The organism is Chryseobacterium sp. Chry.R1 (assembly GCF_039645525.1).
Lineage (GTDB): Bacteria > Bacteroidota > Bacteroidia > Flavobacteriales > Weeksellaceae > Chryseobacterium > Chryseobacterium proteolyticum.
The window spans coordinates 3,066,082-3,089,617 of record NZ_CP151793.1 but is presented as its reverse complement, the minus strand read 5'-3'; the positions used below and the strand labels follow the sequence as shown (position 1 = coordinate 3,089,617).

The following is a 23,536-nucleotide window of genomic DNA, read 5'->3' as shown; positions in this document are numbered from 1 at the left end:
AAATCTTATTTAAGCTTAAATTCAAGTTTTACATTGAAAAATCTTCCTGTCAGACGTACCGGTACCGGATACATCAGATTAGTATTCGCGTCGGTAATCCATTGATTGGCTACCGTATTCCGGATGTTAAATGCATTGAATACCTGTACTCCTAAAGTAAGCTCCTCAAAATTGCCCCAGAAACCATATGTCTGTTTTTTATCTTTTGAATCAATGAATACTTTGGATAGTCCTATATCCACTCTTTTATAAGACGGTAAGGTACTCTGATATCTATACGGGGCATTCACGTCCGGTGCACCATTCTGATCCAATATGATCGGCGATCCTGTCGGTAATCCCATTGCATAGGTTAAAGTAAGATTCACTCTCATTGAAGGAAATTGAGGCATATAATCCTGATAGAACATCGCAAATCTTAACCTCTGATCAGTAGGTCGGGGAATATTCCCTCTCCCATCGATATTTTCATACACCCTCGCATAACTTGCAGACAGCCATGAATCAATTCCGGGAACAAATTCTCCGAATAACCTGGCATCAAGTCCATAGGCATATCCGGAAGCATTATTTTTCCCTGAATAACGGATCCTTACATTATCCATGTAGTATGGAATAAGATCATCCATCTTTTTATAATAAGCTTCTGTAGTCAATTTAAACGGACGATCATACATCTGGAACTCATAATCATTTGCCAGAATCAGCTGTATGGAACGCTGGGATTTGATGGTGTTATTGAAATTCCCGTCCAGGTCCTTAATCTCTTTGTAAAAAGGTGCCTGATAGTATATCCCGCCCGAAAGCCTGAATAACATATCCGTATCCCAGTCAGGTTTTACAGCAAACTGAACGCGGGGCGAGAAAATGGTTTCATTATTAAAGCTCCAATGGGCAACCCTTGCTCCGGCGTTGATGAAAACCTTATTGGTTCCCCAATAAAATTTCTGGGAATACTGCGCATAGGCTGATAATCGTGTTGGCTCAATAGCATTCTGCCCTGCTATTCTGTATAATAATTTAAGATCTCCCGGTGTTCCGAATCTTGGATCATCTATAGGCCTTGGAATACTATAGCCGGCAGAGTCAATTAATTTCCATTCATTAGTAAGATCCTTGAGGTTTTCTTTTTCATATTTAAATCCTACTTCGATATCAGTATTCACATTCGGAGAAAAACGTCCTCTGAACTGGGCTCCGTAGGTTCTTACGAAAAGATCATTCCTTGCATGGTCTATCTGTCCTCCAGTATCATAGGTCGTTATAGGTGCTCCGGTGATCGGATCAAATGTTTGTAATATATATTGGGATTGAATAGAATAATATTCTCGCTCCCTGTTTTGATAGGCAAAAGCATCTAATGTAAACCTCCACTTTTCCGATGGCTTGAAATTCATCGAAAGTGTTCCCATCATGTTTTTATACTGGTCATTTTCTTTTCCGGCATAAAAAACAGTCAGATTAAGAGGTCTCTGGAGCGTTCCGAAATCCACACTCCTTTCTTTAGGAATCATTTCATAATCATTCTTGGAATAATATCCTACAAATGAAAGGCTAAGCTTAGGATTGAAATGATAATTGATATACGATTGAAAATCCCAATAGGTAGGATTAAAATTGGTATCTTCTTTCAAGGTATTCAGAACCAGATTGGTATTTCTGTACCGGCCGGAAAATAAAGCAGTCAACTTTTTATTTTTTGAAGCCAGACCGGTCGTTAATCTGCCTCCGATCAAACTTGCTTCCCCGGACAGTTCAAATTTCTCAGGTTCCCGGTAATAAATATTCAGCGCAGAGGACATCTTATCTCCATATCGCGGTTCAAAACCTCCTGCAGAAAAATTAACTGTTGAAACCATATCGGGATTGATGATACTTAACCCTTCCTGTTGAGAGTTTCTGATCAAAAAAGGCCTGTAGATTTCAATATCATTAATATAGATAAGGTTTTCATCATAGTTTCCACCACGAACCATATATTGTGAAGAAAGCTCTGTATTGGAGTTTACGGAAGGTAAGGTTTTCAGGATTCCTTCTATTCCTCCCGAAATACTTGCAACATTCTTAGCATCTTTGGCTGAGATTTTTACAGTACTGAGATCACTGGTTTTACCAACGACTTTTTTCTGGAACACAACTTCCTCAATATCTCTGTATTTTGCAGTATCCTTCTTTTTTGTCTGAGAGAACACTAACATGGGAACCATAAGGCTCAGCGGTAAAACTAGTTTTTTCAAAAGAAATGTTTTAAGAATTTCTAAAATTAAGTATTTTTTAACAATTACAAAATCGATTCTCTAATTCTTGTTAATTTTTGTAACAAATCTTCTAATAAATCCAGCCTTAACATATTAGCTCCATCAGATAATGCCGTTTCCGGTGTAGGATGTGTTTCTATGAAAAGTCCATCCGCTCCTACTGCAATTCCAGCTTTTGCAATTGTTTCAATCAGGTCTGGTCTTCCTCCAGTAACTCCTGAATTCTGGTTAGGCTGTTGTAAAGAATGGGTAACATCCAGAATAACAGGGGCATATTGCCTCATAGTAGGAATCCCTCTGTAGTCAACGATAAGGTCTGTATAGCCGAAAGAATTCCCTCTTTCAATAATTGCTACTTTCTGATTATCGGAATCTGTTATTTTCTGAACAGCGAATTTCATAGATTCCGGAGACAGGAACTGTCCTTTTTTCAGGGTCACACATTTTCCGGTTTTCGCTGCTGCCACCAAAAGATCCGTCTGACGGACTAAAAATGCGGGAATCTGTAAAACATCTACATACTGGGCAGCCAAAGCTGCATGCTCATTTTCATGAATATCTGTTGTTGTAGGAATATTAAAAGTTTCCCCAACTTTTTTTAGAATCTCAAGAGACTTTTCTTCCCCGATCGTAGTAAAGGAATCTACTCTACTTCTGTTGGCTTTCTTGAAGCTTCCTTTAAAAATATACGGTATATTATATTTGTTGGTAATTTCTATTACTTTTTCAGCAATCCTCAATGCCATATCTTCGCCTTCGATGATACAAGGTCCTGCTGTAAGAAAAAGGTTTTTTGAATCTTTGTGATGGATATTATCTAAATACTGAATCATTTTATTATAATTAAAAAGTTCAGTAAAAATACTTATAATGTTTCAGAATCCGAAATTATTTAAAGCCTTAATATTACTGGAATTCCAAGGTCTTTTTCCAAAACATTAATAATATTAAGACTCCATCTTCTTAAGAATTTTCTCAAAAGTATTAATATTTCTACTGGTAAACTGGTCTTTCATACTTTTCTTTCCCAGAATTTTCCCAAAGCTGGAGTCTAATGTATTCCCCTTAGGAACCTGCCAGTAAAAAATATCATTGATAATCTCACCCTTCTCATTTTCAGCTTTGGAAGACAATTCAAATTCTTTCATTAAAATAGTTTCTACACCTTCATTTCCTATAAAAGTATAGCTATGGAAATCTTCGTTTTTTTCAAAGGGATTTCCGTTCCAGAAGTTTTCAATTTCAGCACCAGACCTGATGAAAAGAAAAGCATCATAAGAAAAATGTTCAGACATTGCTGCTTCCAGAATTTTTTTAAGATCCGCCACATTCTTATCGGAAGAAAAAACAATATTTCCGGAAGCCAGAATAGAGCTTACGTTTTTCATTCCGGCTTTTTCAAAGACTTTACAAACATCGGCCATTTTCATGTTCGTTCCTTTTACATTCACACCTCGAAGAAAAGCACAGTATTTCATAGTTTTAGTTTTTTAAGGTTTGATTATTACAGGTTGGTCAAAGTTGAGAGCAACTACCTATCACCTTATCCTAACGTACAAATTATAATCCGTCCCGGAAGGTTTAAGACGATAAATCTTTTCCAGAATTGTATTCTCACTTTTTAGATGGTCTTTTATCCTGAATTCTTCCAATAATCTGTAGTGAGCTTTATAATATTCCGCATCTTTTCCTTTAAATAAGTCATTATAAGAAAGCAGATATTTGGGTTTTCTGTTTTTAACGGTGTTGATCCAGTAATTGGCTTTATCTTTCTTGATTTCGGTCTGAATCTGTTTGTCTACCAAACCTACTTCATCAATTGTCTTCAACCCAGAAAAATAAGGTACATATCCTGCTGGTTCTAGTAAGATCCACTGATTTTTATCTTTTTCATAAAAGTTTAAGGAAGTTCCGATCGATCTTCTGTAATTCCATTCTCCGTTGCCCGTTGCAATAGAATGTATGGTCTGGAAAATCATCATAGGAACGATATAAATAATAATCAATAAAAACAGCCATAGATCTCTTTTGACCTTTTGTTCTAGCACAAAAATAAGGACCGGGACAAAAAGTAAAATCTGAGGAACCCAGTAATACCAGTCGAATAAACTTTTCTGAGAAAGAAAGACCAGTTGCTTCACCCATCCAAAAATGAAAATCATCCATAAGAAATAATTCCTCTTTTCTCTTTGGCGGACCAGAAAAACAAAACAGGCCAACTCAAAAAGCAGCACAACAATTGTAAACGGATTAAAATCGCCGGGTAATTTGAGCATTCCCCAGAAATTTCCGTAGTTAGAGATAAAATATTCCACGTCCTGCCCGAATGTAAAATTCTTATCATAGAGTAGTTTTTTAGCAACAATGGTATTGTTAACCCATTCTCCAAAATAAAACCAGTTGAACGCCAGGGCAAAGGAAATACCCAGTATTCCACCAAAAATGTAGCTCCATCGTATTTTCTTATTCCAGAATATATCGACCAGGAATACAATACCTAAAAAAATAACAGTATCAATTCTTGTAAATAAAATAAGGATAGGAAGTATAATAAATGCCCATTTCTTTTCCTTTTTAAAACCATAATACAGCAAAGCCATTTCAAGGAAGAAGAGAAGCCCGTATTCCATTCCCAGAATTGAAATTTTTATTGAAGGTGGTAAAATTCCAAACAGAAAAATAAAAACAGCTTTATGCCATGGATTTTTTAAAAGCAGATGAGATAAGAATAAACTTCCTATTGTAAATAATATGGAGTTGAAAATAAGAAGAGGTTCAATAAAGTATTCTTTACCGAAAATAAGGTTGAACAGGTAGGAAACAAAAACATACAGGTGCGTTGTAGATGCCGATATTTTTGTATCTCCGTTAAACCCTATTACTCCATAATCCATTAAATTCTGTGCGACCCGCCAGGTGATGAATGCATCCTCCTGAATATGGTGCGTCAGTAAGAAAAGGAGCTTAAAAACCACTGTAAAAATTACAGCATAGATTGGAAGTTTAGTTGTTCTTTCAGACATTGTGCTTCTTTAATGCCACAAATATAACCTTAAAAATTTATGAATACAATAACAAAAAACGGAACCGAAGTTCCGTTTTAAGTATGTTTTGAAAGCCTTTTATTGGGTCGCTTTCATAATTGCTGTTGTAATCTGCTGTTCTTTTTCCTTGGAATAAGTAGAATCAAAAGGTTTCATAATATCAAATAAGTACTGATAGAACGGAGTGATTCTTTGTACATTTTCAGATTCATTCATCGCTTTTTCCTTACCCATTTGCTGGAGGCCTTTAATGAATACATTGAACTTTTTATCTATAGGCTCTATCGACTTCACAAGATAATCATATGCTTTATCTTTCCGCCCAATAGCTTTGTATGCAGAAGTTACAGCAGAAACCACAAGAGAATATTCCATAGGTTTAGCTCCCATTTGTCTTCTCAGGTATCTCTGATCACCAGGGCTAAGGCTTAAATAGTAATCATATTCTTCAAATATTCCTTTCTTAAGAACTTCTGCCAGTTTTAATCCTTTTTGTTCCTGTCCAGCTACAATATATCCGTACACAATTGAGCTTAAAGAGCGAGGATCATTGTATTTCTCCGTCGGGATCTCTTTTGCGGCAAGATCTAACAATTCAATTGCCTTATTTTTTTGTCCGGCGGATGATAAAGCTCCTACAGCTCTGCTGACTGTTGATCTGTAATATATAATATTGGATGTTGCAGTTTCATCATAATGGTTGGTAAGATCTTTAAAATTACCCCATTTAAAGTTTTTAACCACATTGTATAGAGAGTTGGCGTCTACCCTTCCCATATCTCCATCGCTGCTAGGTGGTGTATGAATAGGAACCAATCGGTAACTGAAACCATCAAATTGTAAATAATCATCCAGATAGAAAATATTTTCACTTTCATAAATCCCACCTGAGGAGAAATTAATCGGTCTTTTCCAATCAAAATTGGCAAAAATATCGAACATCATAAGGTTTCCCTTAAAAAGAGTATTCGCTTTATAATCGATCATAATCTGATTGACAGTATTTGGAAGATCACTTGGATTGATAATCCCTGCTTTTAAAGCATTTTCCTTGTTGACAGGTAAAATAAATTTACTCACCGGTAAGAAGTTGTATTTCTCGTAATGTGCCTCTCCGAAAATCATTTTAAGAATTTCATCCTTTTCAGGAGATTTCATTTTGATGAAACTGATTGCTTCTTTTAGAGTCATGGAATCCTGGGTAAGATATTTTCTAAAAGCCTGAAATTCCGTTTCAGGCGCTCCATGTTCTTTAAGATTTTCAAAAATATTCTGCCAGTCTTCTTTTTTCATAATGTAAACCTGATCGTTCACACCATCTTTATAATCCTCACGCGTAAGTTCCCCAGGGATTGGATTGGCGTTATAGGTTTTTCTCTTTACCTGATCACAGTACCAGGGAGTAGCAAGCAATGTAAAGTTGACTGTTTTTACATCATCACGGAAATTTTCGGTTTCCTGAATCGCCCAAACCGGAAAGGTATCATTATCTCCATAAAGAAATATAATATCCTCTTTGGGCAAAGACTTCAGAAATGAGTAGGCATAATCGTGTGCTGCTGATTTACGGCTACGGTCATGCGTATTATAATTCTGAAATCCCATCATAAAAGGTATACCCAGTAAAATCACTCCCGCAACAATATTCGCTGCACCGGACTTTACTTTAGATTGTAAGAACCATAAAATAGCACCCGCTCCTAAACCTATCCATATAGCAAAAGCATAGAATGAGCCTACCATCGCATAATCTCTTTCTCTAACCTCAAAAGGTTTTACTCCCGTATAAAAAACAATTCCGGCACCTGTGAGAATAAACAATGACAGCAATGCATAAAACCTCCCAAAATCCCTGTTAAGCTGGAAAAAGAATCCGATTAATCCTAAAATAAGGGGTAAGAAGAAAAAAGCAACCGTGCTTTCATTTTTAAATTTAGCAGGCATCTTATCCTGATTTCCCCACATTGCATTATCTATAAAAGAAAATCCGGAAATCCAATTTCCATTGGTACTTTCCATATGTCCTTCTCTGTCGTTTTGCCTTCCTACAAAATTCCACATCAGGTATCTTACAAAGTAATATCCGTTCTGGAAAGTAATAAAGTAATCCATATTCTGAGCCAGAGAAGGCTTCTGAACATTAATAAGATCGTATGGCTTTACTTTCAGATAATCTGCTGCCGTAATCGTTTTATCTTCGTATTTCTTTCTCAGTTCATTGAAGATCTCTTTTGCCTGAGGATTATCTGCCACATCTTCATTTCCATAATTGAAGGTAAAATCAGGAGCCCCATACATTGAAATGTAGTTCGCCATCACCGATTTGTCCTCATTGAACATTCTCGGCATTAAACTTACCTGGGACTTGCTGAAAACATAGTTAAAACGTTCTCCTGTCTTTCTATAGGTTCCTGTTTTTTCATCCTTTTCATAAATGTCGCCGGTCTTCTTGGTTTTAAAGCTTCCGTCTTCATTTTTCTCAATTCCGTTGGCATCAAGGAAAGCGGTATAGTTTTGCCCGTAAATTGTCGGCCAGTCTCCATATTGTTCTCTGTTATAATAATCGAGCATACCGATAGCCGTATCGGGATCATTCAGGTTCATTGGAGGGTTTGCGTTAGCTCTGATTGGAATGACCATCCAACATGAGAAGCCGATTACCATATAAACAATTGATAATGCTACGGTCTGATAAATGCTTTTTTTACTTTTTCTCGCATATTTAATCATGAAATAGCATATTGCTACCATAAGAATAAAAGCCGCAATTGTTCCTGAATGGAAAGGAAGTCCCAAACCATTGACGAAGAATATCTCTAGTTTACCAAACATCGTCATGATGAGTGGGAAGATAATTTTAAATACAATAATCAGAATCCCCAACGTGATCAGATTTGCCCAGATGAAATTTTTCCACGTGAACTTATAGTTTCTGGCGTAGTATACCAGGCAGATTGCGGGAAGAGATAGCATACACATCATGTGTACACCTACTGAAAGTCCAACGATAAAGAAAATAAGAATGACCCATCTTTCATTGTCCGAAGTGTTATACTCATTTTCCCATTTGGTGATCAGCCATACCAAAAGCGCAATAAACATCGAAGCCATGGAATACACTTCTCCTTCAACCGCCGAAAACCAGAAAGTATCGGAAAATGTAAAACACAATGCGCCTATCACACCGGCAAAAAGAATCGAAATTTCCTGATGTTTGGTTACTTCTTCAAAATCTTTATTAAGTAATCGTCTTACAAAATGCGTAATGGTCCAGAATAAAAATAAGATTGTAAAAGCACTGAACGTAGCAGACATTGCATTGATTACGATAGAATAATTTTCGCCTTTTCCTAATGCAAAAATGGCCGCTACAGCGCCCACAATCTGGAATAAAGCAGCCCCGGGAGCGTGCGTTACTTCTAATTTTACTGCAGAAGATATGTACTCACCACAGTCCCAAAAACTCAGCTTGGGTTCTATCGTTGATAAGTACGTGAAAAATGCAATGACGAAAATCACCCATCCTAAAACGGTGTTCCATTGCCTGAAAGTCCAGTTTTTCATATAATATATCAGTTTATCTTTGCCTACAAATTATTAAGCGGTCAAGGATTATTTTCCAGTGATATCTTTAATAATATAGCTATTCTCTGTAAGACATTTAACCACTTAATTTTATTACATCCAAAGCAAAAAAAAACGGAACCGAAGTTCCGTTTTTAATTATGTTTTGAAAGTATTTTATTGGGTCGCTTTCATAATCGCTGTTGTAATCTGATGCTCTTTTTCTTTGGAATAAGTAGAATCAAAAGGTTCCATAATATCAAATAAGTACTGATAGAACGGAGTGATTCTTTGTACATTTTCAGATTCATTCATCGCTTTTTCTTTACCCATTTGCTGAAGATCTTTGATGAACACATTGAACTTTTTATCAATAGGCTCAATAGATTTCACAAGGTAGTCGTATGCTTTATCTTTCTGCCCAATAGCGTTGTAAGCTGTAGTTACAGCAGAAACCACAAGAGAATATTCCATAGGTTTAGCTCCCATTTGTCTTCTCAGGTATCTCTGATCACCAGGGCTAAGGCTTAAATAGTAATCATATTCTTCGAATATCCCTTTCTTAAGAACTTCTGCCAGTTTCAATCCTTTTTGTTCCTGTCCTGCTACAATATATCCGTACACAATTGAACTTAATGAGCGAGGATCATTGTATTTTTCTACCGGAATTTCCTTAGCAGCAAGGTCCAGTAACTCGATCGCTTTAGCTTTTTCACCTTTTAAAGAAAGGGCTGCCGCTGCTCTGCTCGCTGCACTTCTATAGCTGATGATATTGGAAGTTGCGGTTTCATCAAAATGAGCATTTAAGTCTTTAAAATTACCCCATTTGAAGTTTTTCACCACATTGTACAGAGAGTTGGCGTCTACTCTTCCCATATCTCCATCGCTGCTAGGTGGCGTATGAATAGGAATCAGTCGGTAGCTAAAACCATCCAACTGCAAATAATCATCCAGATAGAAAATATTTTCGCTGTCATATACTCCGCCTGAGGAGAAGTTAATCGGTCTTTTCCAATCAAAATTAGCCAGAATATCAAACATCATCAGGTTGTTCTTATAAAGAGTATTGGCTTTATAATCGATCATAATCTGATTAACAGTATTAGGAAGATCACTTGGATTGATAATCCCTGCTTTTAAAGCATTCTCCTTGTTGACAGGTAAAATAAATTTACTCACCGGTAAGAAGTTGTATTTTTCATAACGTGCCTCTCCAAAGATCATTTTAAGAATTTCATCCTTTTCAGGGGATTTCATTTTGATGAAATTGATTGCTTCTTTTAAAGTAATGGAATCCTGGGTAAGATACTTTCTAAAAGCCTGGAATTCCGTAGAAGAGGCTCCTTGTTCCTGAAGGTTATTGAAGATATTCTGCCAGTCTTCTTTTTTCATCAGGTAGATCTGATCATTCACACCATCCCTGTAGTCTTCGTGAGTTAACTGGCTAGGAATAGCATTGGCATTATAGGTTTTTCTCTTTACCTGGTCAATGTTCCATGGTGTTGATAGCAAAGTAAAGTTGACCACTTTTACATCATCACGGAAATTTTCGGTTTCCTGAATCGCCCAAACCGGATATGTATCATTATCACCGTATACAAATAAAATATCCTCTTTTGGCAATGATTTTAATACGGAATAAGAATAATCATATGCTGTATACCGGTTACTTCTGTCATGTACATTATAGTTCTGGAATCCCATCATAAAAGGTATACCCAGTAAAATCACTCCCGCAACAATATTCGCTGCACCGGACTTTACTTTAGACTGTAAGAACCATAAAATAGCACCCGCTCCTAAACCTATCCATATAGCAAAAGCATAGAATGAGCCTACCATCGCATAATCCCTCTCCCTAGGTTCAAATGGTTTTACACCTGTATAGAAAATAATTCCAACGCTGGTAATAACGAATAATGATAATATAGCATAGAATCTTCCAAAATCTCTGTTAAGCTGGAAGAAGAATCCGATTAATCCTAAAATAAGGGGTAAGAAGAAAAAGGCAACCGTACTTTCATTTTTAAATTTAGCAGGCATCTTATCCTGATTTCCCCACATGGCATTATCTATAAAAGAAAATCCGGAAATCCAGTTTCCTTTTGTATTTTCCATATTCCCCTCAAGGTCATTCTGTCTCCCTACAAAATTCCACATCAGGTATCTTACAAAGTAATATCCGTTCTGAAAAGTAATGAAGTAATCCATATTCTGAGCCAGAGAAGGCTTCTGAACATTAATAAGATCGTATGGCTTTACTTTCAGGTAATCTGCTGCCGTAATCGTTTTATCTTCGTATTTCTTTCTCAATTCATTGAAGATCTCTTTTGCCTGAGGATTATCTGCCACATCTTCATTTCCATAATTGAAGGTAAAATCAGGAGCCCCATACATTGAAATGTAGTTCGCCATCACCGATTTGTCCTCATTGAACATTCTCGGCATTAAACTTACCTGGGACTTACTGAAAACATAGTTAAAACGCTCTCCTGTCTTTCTATAGGTTCCTGTTTTTTCATCCTTTTCATAAATGTCGCCTGTCTTCTTCGTTTTAAAACTTCCGTCTTCATTTTTCTCAATTCCGTTGGCATCAAGGAAAGCGGTATAGTTTTGCCCGTAAATTGTCGGCCAGTCTCCATATTGTTCTCTGTTATAATAATCGAGCATACCGATAGCCGTATCGGGATCATTCAGGTTCATTGGAGGGTTTGCGTTAGCTCTGATTGGAATGACCATCCAACATGAGAAGCCGATTACCATATAAACAATTGATAATGCTACGGTCTGATAAATATTCTTTCTCGTCCTTCTCGCATATTTAATCATGAAATAGCATATTGCTACCATAAGAATAAAAGCCGCAATTGTTCCTGAATGGAAAGGAAGTCCCAAACCATTGACGAAGAATATCTCTAGTTTACCAAACATCGTCATGATGAGTGGGAAGATAATTTTAAATACAATAATCAGAATCCCCAACGTGATCAGATTTGCCCAGATAAAATTTTTCCACGTGAACTTATAGTTTCTGGCGTAGTATACCAGGCAGATTGCGGGAAGAGATAACATACACATCATGTGTACACCTACTGAAAGTCCAACGATAAAGAAAATAAGAATGATCCATCTTTCATTGTCCGAAGTGTTATACTCATTTTCCCATTTGGTGATCAGCCATACCAAAAGCGCAATAAACATTGAAGCCATAGAATACACTTCTCCTTCAACCGCTGAAAACCAAAAAGTATCGGAAAATGTAAAACACAACGCGCCTATCACACCGGCAAAAAGAATCGAAATTTCCTGATGTTTGGTTACTTCTTCAAAATCTTTATTCAGTAATCGTCTTACAAAATGCGTAATGGTCCAGAATAAAAACAAGATCGTAAAAGCACTGAACGTAGCAGACATTGCATTGATTACGATAGAATAATTTTCGCCTTTTCCTAATGCAAAAATGGCCGCTACAGCGCCCACAATCTGGAATAAAGCAGCCCCGGGAGCGTGCGTTACCTCTAATTTTACTGCAGAAGATATGTACTCACCACAGTCCCAAAAACTCAGCTTGGGTTCTATCGTTGATAAGTACGTGAAAAATGCAATGACGAAAATCACCCATCCTAAAACGGTGTTCCATTGCCTAAAAGTCCAGTTTTTCATAGTATAAAATCAATTACGCGAAAATAGGGCTTTTATATGATTTTATATCGATTTTAACAAATTTTTAAAATACTGGTGTGGTATTTGCGTTAATAAGTCTGTAACCATTGAGGAAGGAAAAATATCGATTTAAGTAATGACAGCTTAGAAATCAAACAAAAGTTTAGAAATTATTTATTTTTTTGTATTTTTGCCCTCAGATTTTTATTGAAAAATAGCAAATAATGAGTAATGTTTACGATAATATCCTTGGCCTAATAGGAAACACTCCTATGGTGAAGCTAAATACTGTAACGAAAGATATTCCTGCAACTGTTTATGCCAAGTTAGAATCATATAATCCTGGACATTCCACTAAAGATAGAATCGCACTTCACATTATAGAAAACGCTGAGAAAAAAGGTTTATTAAAAGAAGATTCTGTAATTGTAGAGACCACCTCAGGGAATACAGGATTCTCTCTTGCAATGGTTTGCATTATCAAAGGGTATAAATGCATTCTTGCTGTAAGTGACAAAACAAAACCTGAAAAGATTGCCTATCTTAAAGCTCTTGGAGCGGTAGTGTATGTTTGCCCTGCTAACGTACCTGCGAATGATCCCCGATCCTATTATGAGGTTGCCAAAAGAGTGGCTTCTGAAACACCTAATTCTGTTTATATCAACCAATACTTTAATGAGTTGAATATTGATGCCCATTACCAGACTACCGGACCGGAAATATGGGAGCAGACAGAAGGAAAAATCACACATCTTTTTGCATGTACAGGAACCGGGGGAACTTTATCCGGGTCAGCAAAATTTTTAAAGGAAAAGAATCCGAATATCAAAATAATAGGAGTAGATGCAGACGGATCTATTCTGAAAAGTTATCATGAAACCGGAGAAATCCATAAAGAAGATGTTCACCCCTATCAGATTGAAGGAATGGGAAAAAATCTTATTCCTGCCGCCTTACTTTTTGATAAAGTAGACCAGTTTGTAAGAGTGAATGATGAAATGTCTGCCTACAGAACCCGTGAAATAGCTCTGAAAGAGGCGATCATGGGAGGTTATACGACCGGAGCTGTTACCCAGGCGCTTATACAATATGCCCAATCTAACGAATTTTCAAAAGATGACCTGGTTGTATTAATTTATCCTGATCACGGATCAAGATACATTACCAAGGTATACAGCGACAAATGGATGGCGGAACAAGGTTTTGTAAACAATTGTGTTCACAACTACGATGAAGTTTTCAAGACAGAATTCATCAAATAGAAATAATTACCATACAAATCAAGCCTTTTTTGTAGATCACAAAAGGCTTTTTTTAATTAAATAAAATCACTTATAAAATGTTGGATATTTTTGAAAGAATAAAAGAAAATCCAGGACCTCTTGGACAATTTGCAGATTATGGAGAAGGCTATTTTATTTTCCCGAGACTTGAAGGGCCAATCGGACCTAGAATGCAGTTTCAGGGAAGAGAAGTCATTTTCTGGAGTGCTAACGATTATTTAGGATTATGTAATCATCCTGAAGTTTTGGAAGCCGATGCAAAAGCCGCTGCTGAATACGGGATGTTTTATCCAATGGGAGCAAGAGCAATGTCAGGGGAAACAGAACAGCATTTACAACTGGAAAAGGAGCTTGCTGATTTTGTTCAGAAAGAATCTGCTTATTTATTAAATTTCGGTTACCAGGGAATGGTTTCTACCATTGACGCTTTGGTTAGCAGAAATGATGTAATCGTATATGATGTAGATTCACATGCATGTATCGTAGACGGGGTAAGACTTCACTCCGGAAAAAGATTTACCTATAGACACAATGATATCGAAAGTCTTGAAAAAAACCTTCAGAGAGCAACAAAAGTAGCTGAAGAGACCGGTGGTGGTATTCTGGTAATTACAGAAGGGGTTTTCGGAATGAGAGGTCAGCAGGGGAAGCTTAAAGAAATCTGTGACCTGAAATCAAAATATAACTTCAGACTTCTTGTAGATGACGCTCATGGATTCGGAACTCTTGGAAAAACAGGAGCCGGAGCTGGTGAAGAACAAGGATGTCAGGATAAAATCGATGTATATTTCTCTACTTTCGCTAAGTCAATGGCAGGTTTCGGAGCTTTCATTGCCGGAGATAAAGAAATCATCAGATACTTAAAATTCAACTTAAGATCACAGATATTTGCAAAATCCCTGACGATGCCAATGGTTATCGGAGGGCTTAAAAGATTAGAGCTTTTAAGAACAAGACCTGAAATTAAAGCTAAACTTTGGGAAAATACCTATAAACTGCAAAACGGTCTTAAAGAAAGAGGTTTCAACATTGGAGACAGTAATACTTGTGTAACGCCAGTAATGATGCAGGGAACACCGGTAGAAGCAACTCTTTTGGTTAAAGATTTAAGAGAAATTTACGGAATTTTCACATCTGTAGTTGTTTACCCGGTAATTCCTAAAGGAATGATATTACTAAGATTGATTCCAACAGCGTCTCATACAGATGCTGAGATCAATGAAACATTAGCTGCCTTTGAAGCTATTCACGATAAACTGGTGGGTGGTCATTATAAGGAGCAAGCTGATAATTATCTGAAGGAGAACAACGTTCAGTTTAAAGAAATTTAAAACAATACAAAAGGCCATTTGAAATACAATGGCCTTTTTATCTATAATCCACTTCTGAATGGGTGGTAAGTATCTGTCTTTTAATTTTTTAAAAGTCATTATTTTATCTAATAGATTGATATCAAAATAGATGTATATGAGAAATTCCAGAAATATTAAAACAGCAATTATCGGCCTGTTTTTTACGCTTTTCTTTACAACAGCTAATGCCCAGCATTCTTATATAGATAACCATAAAGATATTGCAGCAGATCTCTCAAAACAATACGGGATTCCAAGCTCGATCATACTCGCGATAGCTATTGTGGAGTCCGGAGCCGGAACCAGCAAGGCTAGCAAAACCCTTAATAATCACTTTGGTATTTTGGGAAAGAACGATGTGAATAATTCTAAATTTAAAAGCTTTAGTACCGTTCGCGAAAGCTATGAAGCTTTTTGCCGTATGCTTTCCAAAAAGAAAATCTATACCCGGTTAAAAGATAATAATAACAGTAACGATTGGGTTAAAGCTATTGCTTCCACAGGTTATTCTACCAAACCTAATGAATGGATAAAGAAAATAAATTCTACCATTGCTAAATTCGGCTTACAAAAATAAGTTCAATTCATCTTTTACAGGCCATTAATTTTTTTGTATGATATAGATGTGATAATTTTGCAAAAAAATTCCTATTGAAAGATCTTCTTCTGATTACTCCGCCTTTTACCCAACTTAATACTCCTTATCCTGCCACGGCTTATATTAAAGGTTTTTTAAATACCAAAAATATTACCAGTTATCAGATCGATTTGGGGATTGAAGTTATTTTGGAACTTTTTTCAAAAGAGGGTCTTCAGAACATTTTTTCCAGGAAAATTGATCTTGAGAAGTTGTCAGAAAATACCCAAAGGATTTTCGCTCTAAGGGACGAATATGTAAAAACCATTGATCAGGTCATTCATTTCCTGCAAGGTAAAAATGCCACTTTGGCCCGCCAGATCTGTAGCATGAATTTTTTACCGGAAGCTTCCCGGTTCAATCAGCTGGATGATATGGAATATGCTTTCGGAAACATGGGGCTTCAGGATAAAGCAAAACACTTGGCCACATTGTATTTGGAGGATCTATCTGATTATATTGTTGAAAATATAGATTCCGATTTTGGTTTCAGCCGGTATGCAGAACGCCTGGGGAAAAGTGCCAATTCTTTTGACGAGCTATATTCCAAATTATCAGACCGGCAAACATTTATCGATGATATCACATTAGAAATTTTAGCGGAAAAGCTACAGACCGTACAACCCAAACTTGTCTGTTTCTCTATCCCCTTTCCGGGGAATTTGTACTCCGCTTTTCGATGTGCCCAATACATCAAGAAAAATTTCCCAAACATTAAAACAGCGATGGGTGGTGGCTTTCCAAACACGGAACTAAGGGAAATAAAAGATCCCAGGGTTTTCGAATTCTTCGATTTTATTACTTTAGATGATGGCGAGCTCCCAATTGAGCTTCTTTATAACCATCTAAATAACCCAACTGAAGAAGCCGAATTTAAAAGAACTTTCCTCATTGAGAACCATACGGTAACTTATAAGAATAACTCTAAACGACACGACTATAAACAGGCACAGGTCGGAACACCTGAATATACAGATCTTTTACTCGATCAATATATTTCAGTCATTGAAATTGCCAACCCAATGCACAGTCTGTGGAGCGACGGAAGATGGAACAAGCTTACAATGGCTCATGGATGCTATTGGGGAAAATGTACTTTTTGTGATATTTCGCTGGATTACATCAGAATCTACGAGCCTGTTTCTGCAAAAATCCTGGTCGACAGGATGGAGGAGCTGATTAAAGAAACTGGAGAAACCGGTTTTCATTTTGTGGATGAAGCTGCCCCACCCGCTTTAATGAGAGAAGTTGCGCTGGAAATTTTGCGCAGGAATCTCGTCGTGACCTGGTGGACCAATATCCGTTTTGAAAAGAGTTTTACCCGAGATCTTTGTTTTTTACTGAAGCTTTCAGGTTGTGTTGCTGTTTCAGGAGGATTGGAAGTAGCCAGTGACCGTCTTTTAAAATTGATTGATAAAGGGATTTCCGTTGATCAGGTGGCTCAGGTTACAAGAAATTTCACTGAAGCCGGTATAATGATCCATGCTTACCTTATGTACGGCTACCCTACCCAAACTGTACAGGAAACAATTGATTCACTGGAAATGGTGCGGCAGCTCTTTGAAATGGGAATTCTGCAAAGTGGATTCTGGCATCAGTTTGCCATGACGGCTCATTCTCCGGTGGGTTTACATCCTGAAGAATTTGGCGTTACTCCTATTAAACAGGAAATTTTATTTGCCAATAACGATATTGATTTTACAGATAAAACAGGAATTGACCATAGTAAATTCAGTTTCGGATTAAAAAAATCGCTTTTCAATTATATGCACGGAATCAATTTTGATATCCCATTACAGGATTGGTTTGATTTTAAAATTCCCAAAACAACCATTCACCCCGATTATATCCACGATTGCCTTTTAGAAGAAGATCATTTTGTTTTTAAAGGAAACTCAAAGGTTATTTTTATAGACAGAAATGTTGTTGCCGAGAATTACATAAAAACAAAGAAACAAAATTCGTGGGCATATACACAACTGACATTCCATTTAAAAACAAATATCGTAAAAATAGATCTGGAGCAGCCAAAAGCAGAATGGCTCATGAAAGTGCTTGCGGAAAACGCCATTGAAAATGCAAAAAAGACAACCCTGCAACAGCTTAAAATTCAGTTTGAAGAGAACTTCGAGGATTTTGAACTGTTCTGGTTTTCAAAACCTATACAGCAACTTAAAGATAATGGTGTCATTTTAAGTTTGTAGTTTCTAATTGAGAAGTCTACCGGGATCTTTAGCTGATCCAAATTTTGATTGATTTTTATAAATGAATCAAACCTGGCATTCCATAGACAATTAAATTATTAAACACTAAACTTTTATTTCTCTACACCATCTTTTACGACCTGTCCTACAACAACCTTTTCCTGAATTTTAATAAAATTCGGATCTAAAATTGCCATCCGTTCTGCAATAGCTTTATAAGTCGGAAATTTTAAAATTGAAGCCCTTCCGGACATTTCCCTGTACAATGTAAAACTTTTTCCACCGGCTGTTTTGATCTGCTTGGTAGTGGTAATGTATTTGCCAATATATTTGCTCTTGGCATCATAGATTTCAATATCTACAAATGTTTTCTCAGCAATCTTATCATCAGATCCGAAGCTTACCGGCAAATTCGTAAAATATCCGACCGGGACACCATTGCTGAGAATTTCCCCTACATTGTTGACTTCAATTTTCATTTTGTCAATTTTACTCCGTATGGAATAAGCATCCTTGGTTTTAGTATCGAGTTTTCTTTTGGGTGTATTTTGAAAAAGCTCATCTAAATTCTTAACATTAATACCTTTGTTATCAATGATCTTGAGGTCTTTTATACAAGTATATACTGCAGATCTTTCTTCACCGGAAAAGGCCGAAGGAGAGCTGTAATCCAACTCAATGGTCTTATCCCTGTTGTATACTCTGTTCAATTTTATGTAACTGTCCCTTACAGAATCCACAACGCTTTTATCAACAAATTCTATTGTATAAATAGGCGTCTCCTTCAGGTCCATAAAAGTGTACTCACTTGATTTATTTGAAATTTTAGCAACATGTACTCCATCAAGACTTATAATACCCCTTTTGGTTTTAAAATTCTGGGCGTTTAACACAATTCCCATCATCATAAACAACATGATCATACTCCTCATAAAATCAGATTTACATTACATAAAAAAAAGTGTAACCAAAGTTACACTTTCTTGAAAATATATTTAGCTTTTCATTTAATTACTCACAAAGGATAATTCCTTTATTATGATTAAATTCTACAACACCGCTTTTGATAGAATAAGAAAAAACAGAATCTTTTTCATTCTCTCTGGTAAGATTCTTGGCATAAGCTTCATCGACAGAATTCACAAACAGCTTTACTTTACCATTAATTAATGAAGAAACGATTCCTGCGTGGTTTTTCATGATGTGAAATTCACCATTTTTTCCCGGAAGTAAAACAGAGTTTACCTCGCCTTCAAAAACTACGTATTCTGGTGTTAAAATTTTTATATTCATTTTAATTTAGATTAAAAGATTTCAGATCTCAGATTTCAGACAACCTTTAAAGTCTCATGTCTAGTATCTGATATCTCATGTCTAACTTATTAAGCGTTATCAGCTAACATTTTTTGTCCTGCTGCAATAGCTTCTTCGATAGTCCCCTTCAAGTTGAAAGCGGCTTCTGGTAAATGATCAAGTTCTCCATCCATAATCATGTTGAATCCTTTGATGGTGTCTTTAATATCTACCAATGAACCAGGGATACCTGTAAACTGTTCAGCAACGTGGAAAGGCTGAGATAAGAATCTCTGAACTTTTCTTGCACGGTAAACAACAGATTTATCTTCTTCAGAAAGTTCTTCCATACCAAGGATCGCAATGATATCCTGAAGAGCTTTGTATCTCTGAAGAATTTCTTTTACTCTCTGAGCACAGTTATAATGCTCTTCTCCGATAACTTCCGGTGCAAGGATTCTTGAAGTAGAAGCCAATGGATCTACCGCAGGATAGATACCTAAAGAAGCAATTTTTCTATCTAGTACTGTAGTTGCATCCAAGTGAGCAAATGTAGTTGCAGGAGCCGGGTCAGTTAAGTCATCCGCAGGTACATATACTGCCTGTACTGAAGTAATAGATCCGTTTTTAGTAGATGTAATTCTTTCCTGCATCGCTCCCATCTCAGAAGCAAGCGTCGGCTGGTAACCTACCGCAGATGGCATACGTCCAAGAAGTGCAGATACCTCTGAACCAGCTTGTGTAAAACGGAAGATATTATCTACGAAGAATAGAACGTCTCTACCTTGTCCGCTTTCTCCTCCATCTCTATAGTACTCAGCTAATGTAAGACCAGAAAGAGCTACTCTCGCTCTTGCACCTGGTGGCTCGTTCATCTGTCCAAAAACGAATGCAGCTTTTGAATCTTTCATCGCTTCTAAATCTACTTTAGAAAGATCCCAACCACCATTTTCCATAGAGTGCATGAAATCATCACCATATTTGATAATTCCTGATTCCAACATCTCTCTCAAAAGGTCATTTCCTTCTCTCGTTCTTTCACCTACTCCGGCAAAAACTGAAAGACCTCCGTGTCCTTTTGCAATATTATTAATCAACTCCTGGATCAATACTGTTTTACCAACACCGGCACCACCGAACAATCCAATTTTACCTCCTTTTGCATAAGGCTCAACTAAGTCGATTACTTTAATACCTGTAAATAAAACTTCTGCAGAAGTTGACAACTGATCAAATTTCGGAGCTTCTCTGTGGATAGGTAATCCATTTTCTTTAGAGATATTCTGAAGCCCGTCGATAGCATCACCAACAACGTTGAATAGTCTTCCGTTTACAGCCTCACCAATCGGCATTGTAATAGGATTTCCATATCCGATTACTTCCTGACCTCTTGTAAGACCATCTGTAGCATCCATTGCGATACATCTTACCGTATCTTCACCAATATGTTGTTCTACTTCTAAGACTACTTTTTCACCGTTTCCTTTAGTAATTTCTAACGCGTCATAAATACTTGGAACTGCTTCCACATTATTAAAAACTACGTCGATTACCGGACCAATAATTTGAGAAATTTTTCCTTTAATTTGGTTTGCCATTGCTAAATTTTTTCTTGGTGCAAATATAATGATTCTTCATAAACCCACAATTGGTAAAAAAAAGATTTTTATCATGCTTTTCTGATCAGATGAACAGAATCGGAAATCAAAATTCAGGTACAAAATTCACTGTTAAAAATCTCAAACAGACTGATTAAAATTTAATAATTGATAATTTATACTGTTATTCATTCACAAAAATTAAAATTGACAACAATTCTCAGACAGCAAATTATCGAAATTGTTCATTGAAAATAACTCTTACTATATAATAATAGATAATTTTAAAGGTTTTATATTTGCAGTCAAATTTTTTCCGTTTTGAAAGTTTTCAAGAATTTTAATGACTATTCCGCGCAAAAGCCTTTAGCACTGTCTTTAGGAATGTTCGACGGGGTACATTTGGGACATAAGTGCATTATCGATGAACTAAAAAAAATAGGAGCAGAAAACCAGTTGGAAACTGCTATCCTTACTTTTTGGCCACATCCGAGATTTGTTTTTAATCCCAATGAAGATTTAAAACTTTTAAATACCCTGGAAGAAAAAAAATTGTTGATTGATAAATATGGGATCAATAATTTGTTTTTAAAAGAATTTGATGAGGAATTCAGAAATCTTACAGGAGAAGATTTTGTTCGCCAGGTCCTTATAGATAAGCTGAATGTAAAATACCTTATTATAGGATATGATCATTCTTTTGGAAAAAATAAAAGCGGAAATTTTGAACTTCTCCAAAAACTGTCTAAAGAATTGGATTTTGAAGTGGAACAAATGGAAGCCATCAATATCCACGAAAATAATATCAGTTCTACCAAAATCAGAAATGCTCTCTTAGCGGGAAATATTGTAGAAGCTAATGAAATGCTTGGCTACTCCTACTCTGTTTCAGGAAAAGTAGTTCATGGCAAGAAAATAGGAAGAACTATTGGCTATCCTACCGCTAATATCAGTACCGAATCCATTAAGTTATTGCCTAAAAAAGGAGCATATATTGTTGAAGTATATATTAAAGGACAGCCATATAAAGGAATGCTCAGTATAGGAACCAATCCTACTGTAAACGGCGACGCACTAACGGTTGAAGTGTATATCCTAAATTTCAACGAAGACATCTACGATCAGGAGATCACTGTAAAATTCAGGGATTTTCTTCATGAAGAAATCAAATTCGAAGGTCTTGAAAAATTGATCGAAAGATTGGATGAAGATAAAAGACTTACTGAAAATTTTGCTTTCTAATCAGCGAGAATTTCTTCTCTGGCTTTTTTCGTTAATGAAGAGAAAACAAGATCATAGGAGTGATCAATCATTTTAAAAATAAGATCTCTTTTTAACCCATCCACAGAAACTGAATTCCAATGGGTCTTATTCATATGATAAGCACCGGTAATCTGCGGATATTGCTCCCGAAGTTCGGCACTCCATTCAGGATCGGTCTTTACGTTGATTGCTAAAGGCTGTCTTTCCAGTCCCATTAATAAAAACATTTTCGTTCCTACTTTCATCACAAGCGTTTCATTGTCAAAAGGAAAAGTTTCGGTGACTCCTTTTTTTGCAAGACAGTAATCCAATATTTCGTTGGCATCCATTTTTAATAGCTGATTGTTTTAATGGGTTATTAGTTAAAAGATGAAAGTGAGAGTTTAATAGTTGATAATTGATAATTGATAATTGATAGTTGATAGTTGATAGTTGATAGTTGATAGTTGATAGTTGATAGTTGATAGTGCAAAATTAGTGTTTATCAAGTTCTTTTAATCTTTTAATCTTTTAATCTTTTAATCTTTTAATCTTTTAATCTTTTAATCTTTTAATCTTTTAATCTTTTAATCTTTTAATCTTTTAATCTTTTAATCTTTTAATCTTTTAATCTTTTAATCTTTTAATCTTTTAATCTTTATTATTAATTTCAAATTTAGTAAATTTAGGTAGGAAAGAAAAGTTCACAACATCATCACTAATCACATTTATTATGAAAGCTTTGGTAATTGGCGCTACAGGTGCTACCGGTAAAGATTTAGTCAATCAATTACTTAACGATAAGGAATTCGATGAAGTTGATGTATTTGTCAGAAAACCTCTTGATATCAGGAGTGATAAATTAAACGTTCACATCGTAAACTTTGATGCACCGGAAGAATGGAAAGAAGCAGTAAAAGGTGATGTTGCTTTTTCGTGCCTGGGAACCACTTTGAAAACAGCTGGAAGTAAAGAAGCCCAGAGAAAAGTAGATTTCAACTATCAGTATGAATTTGCAAAAGCTGCGAAGGAAAACAATGTGGATGACTACATTCTTGTTTCTGCATACGGGGCAAATCCTAAATCCAAAATTTTCTACTCCAAAATGAAAGGCGAGCTTGAAGAAGCTGTTAAGCAACTGCATTTTAATAAAATAACCATCTTTAAACCTGGCATGCTGGAAAGAAAGGATTCCGACAGAACGGGAGAAGTTCTCGGAAGCCGAATTATAAAATTTGCCAACAAAATCGGACTTTTGGAAAGCCAGAAGCCATTGCCAACTCATATTTTAGCCAAAGCCATGATCAATTCTTCTAAAATCAAAAGCTATGGGTATTCCAGTATAAAACTGGGAAATATATTTTGTTTTGCTGAGAAAACGAATGAATGAAGGTTAAG

16 protein-coding genes are annotated in these 23,536 nt (G+C 36.2%); 6 read left to right on the top strand and 10 right to left on the bottom strand.

Translation table 11 applies throughout. The annotated features are described in order from the left end of the window. Positions 1 to 5 precede the first annotated feature (5 nt). The 6 genes from AAEU33_RS13985 to AAEU33_RS13960 form a co-directional block, all read right to left on the bottom strand. Positions 6 to 2,237: a TonB-dependent receptor plug domain-containing protein gene (locus AAEU33_RS13985; protein WP_172282460.1), complete on the bottom strand. Its 2,232-nt coding sequence runs from the start codon at positions 2,235 to 2,237 to the stop codon at positions 6 to 8. A gap of 44 nt (positions 2,238 to 2,281) precedes the next feature. Next, complete coding sequence (kdsA, locus tag AAEU33_RS13980; RefSeq protein WP_345988136.1) at positions 2,282 to 3,091, bottom strand: 3-deoxy-8-phosphooctulonate synthase; 810 nt, start codon at positions 3,089 to 3,091, stop codon at positions 2,282 to 2,284. A gap of 114 nt (positions 3,092 to 3,205) precedes the next feature. Next, positions 3,206 to 3,736: a DUF1697 domain-containing protein gene (locus AAEU33_RS13975; protein ID WP_345988134.1), complete on the bottom strand. Its 531-nt coding sequence runs from the start codon at positions 3,734 to 3,736 to the stop codon at positions 3,206 to 3,208. A 60-nt stretch (positions 3,737 to 3,796) separates the two neighbouring features. After that, entirely contained in the window at positions 3,797 to 5,281 is a 1,485-nt protein-coding gene (locus AAEU33_RS13970) for a hypothetical protein (RefSeq protein ID WP_345988132.1), read from the bottom strand. A 99-nt stretch (positions 5,282 to 5,380) separates the two neighbouring features. Beyond that, positions 5,381 to 8,866, bottom strand: a complete 3,486-nt coding sequence (locus AAEU33_RS13965) for a DUF2723 domain-containing protein (RefSeq protein WP_345988131.1) — start codon at positions 8,864 to 8,866, stop codon at positions 5,381 to 5,383. 177 nt (positions 8,867 to 9,043) lie between these two features. Next, the gene (locus tag AAEU33_RS13960; protein ID WP_345988129.1) at positions 9,044 to 12,529 is read right to left on the bottom strand and encodes a DUF2723 domain-containing protein; all 3,486 of its coding nucleotides are present in this window, start codon (positions 12,527 to 12,529) and stop codon (positions 9,044 to 9,046) included. A 224-nt stretch (positions 12,530 to 12,753) separates the two neighbouring features. Between AAEU33_RS13960 and AAEU33_RS13955 the strand changes: the two genes are divergently transcribed. From AAEU33_RS13955 to AAEU33_RS13940, 4 genes are all read left to right on the top strand, one after another. Next, positions 12,754 to 13,791: a cysteine synthase family protein gene (locus tag AAEU33_RS13955; protein ID WP_273648147.1), complete on the top strand. Its 1,038-nt coding sequence runs from the start codon at positions 12,754 to 12,756 to the stop codon at positions 13,789 to 13,791. 80 nt (positions 13,792 to 13,871) lie between these two features. Next, on the top strand, positions 13,872 to 15,143 hold the full coding sequence (locus AAEU33_RS13950; protein WP_345992781.1) for a pyridoxal phosphate-dependent aminotransferase family protein: 1,272 nt from the start codon (positions 13,872 to 13,874) through the stop codon (positions 15,141 to 15,143). 136 nt (positions 15,144 to 15,279) lie between these two features. After that, the gene (locus tag AAEU33_RS13945) at positions 15,280 to 15,741 is read left to right on the top strand and encodes a glucosaminidase domain-containing protein (protein ID WP_345988127.1); all 462 of its coding nucleotides are present in this window, start codon (positions 15,280 to 15,282) and stop codon (positions 15,739 to 15,741) included. A gap of 74 nt (positions 15,742 to 15,815) precedes the next feature. Next, entirely contained in the window at positions 15,816 to 18,005 is a 2,190-nt protein-coding gene (locus AAEU33_RS13940) for a B12-binding domain-containing radical SAM protein (RefSeq protein WP_345988125.1), read from the top strand. A 113-nt stretch (positions 18,006 to 18,118) separates the two neighbouring features. On the opposite strand, the gene AAEU33_RS13935 is transcribed toward AAEU33_RS13940, so the two are convergent. The 3 genes from AAEU33_RS13935 to atpD all read right to left on the bottom strand — a co-directional run bounded on the left by AAEU33_RS13935 (position 18,119) and on the right by atpD (position 20,896). Beyond that, positions 18,119 to 18,937, bottom strand: coding sequence for a hypothetical protein (locus tag AAEU33_RS13935; RefSeq protein ID WP_273648150.1), 819 nt, complete (start codon positions 18,935 to 18,937; stop codon positions 18,119 to 18,121). Between the two features lie 79 nt (positions 18,938 to 19,016). Next, positions 19,017 to 19,298, bottom strand: a complete 282-nt coding sequence (locus AAEU33_RS13930; RefSeq protein ID WP_172278362.1) for a F0F1 ATP synthase subunit epsilon — start codon at positions 19,296 to 19,298, stop codon at positions 19,017 to 19,019. 89 nt (positions 19,299 to 19,387) lie between these two features. After that, on the bottom strand, positions 19,388 to 20,896 hold the full coding sequence (gene atpD / locus AAEU33_RS13925; protein WP_172278364.1) for a F0F1 ATP synthase subunit beta: 1,509 nt from the start codon (positions 20,894 to 20,896) through the stop codon (positions 19,388 to 19,390). A gap of 321 nt (positions 20,897 to 21,217) precedes the next feature. Between atpD and AAEU33_RS13920 the strand changes: the two genes are divergently transcribed. Further along, the gene (locus tag AAEU33_RS13920) at positions 21,218 to 22,138 is read left to right on the top strand and encodes a bifunctional riboflavin kinase/FAD synthetase (protein WP_345988122.1); all 921 of its coding nucleotides are present in this window, start codon (positions 21,218 to 21,220) and stop codon (positions 22,136 to 22,138) included. On the opposite strand, the gene AAEU33_RS13915 is transcribed toward AAEU33_RS13920, so the two are convergent. Further along, positions 22,135 to 22,488, bottom strand: coding sequence for an MmcQ/YjbR family DNA-binding protein (locus AAEU33_RS13915; RefSeq protein ID WP_345988121.1), 354 nt, complete (start codon positions 22,486 to 22,488; stop codon positions 22,135 to 22,137). The two genes, AAEU33_RS13920 and AAEU33_RS13915, sit on opposite strands and share 4 nt — an antisense overlap. A gap of 383 nt (positions 22,489 to 22,871) precedes the next feature. Between AAEU33_RS13915 and AAEU33_RS13910 the strand changes: the two genes are divergently transcribed. Then, the gene (locus AAEU33_RS13910) at positions 22,872 to 23,528 is read left to right on the top strand and encodes an NAD(P)H-binding protein (RefSeq protein ID WP_345988119.1); all 657 of its coding nucleotides are present in this window, start codon (positions 22,872 to 22,874) and stop codon (positions 23,526 to 23,528) included. The last annotated feature ends 8 nt before the right edge of the window (positions 23,529 to 23,536 follow it).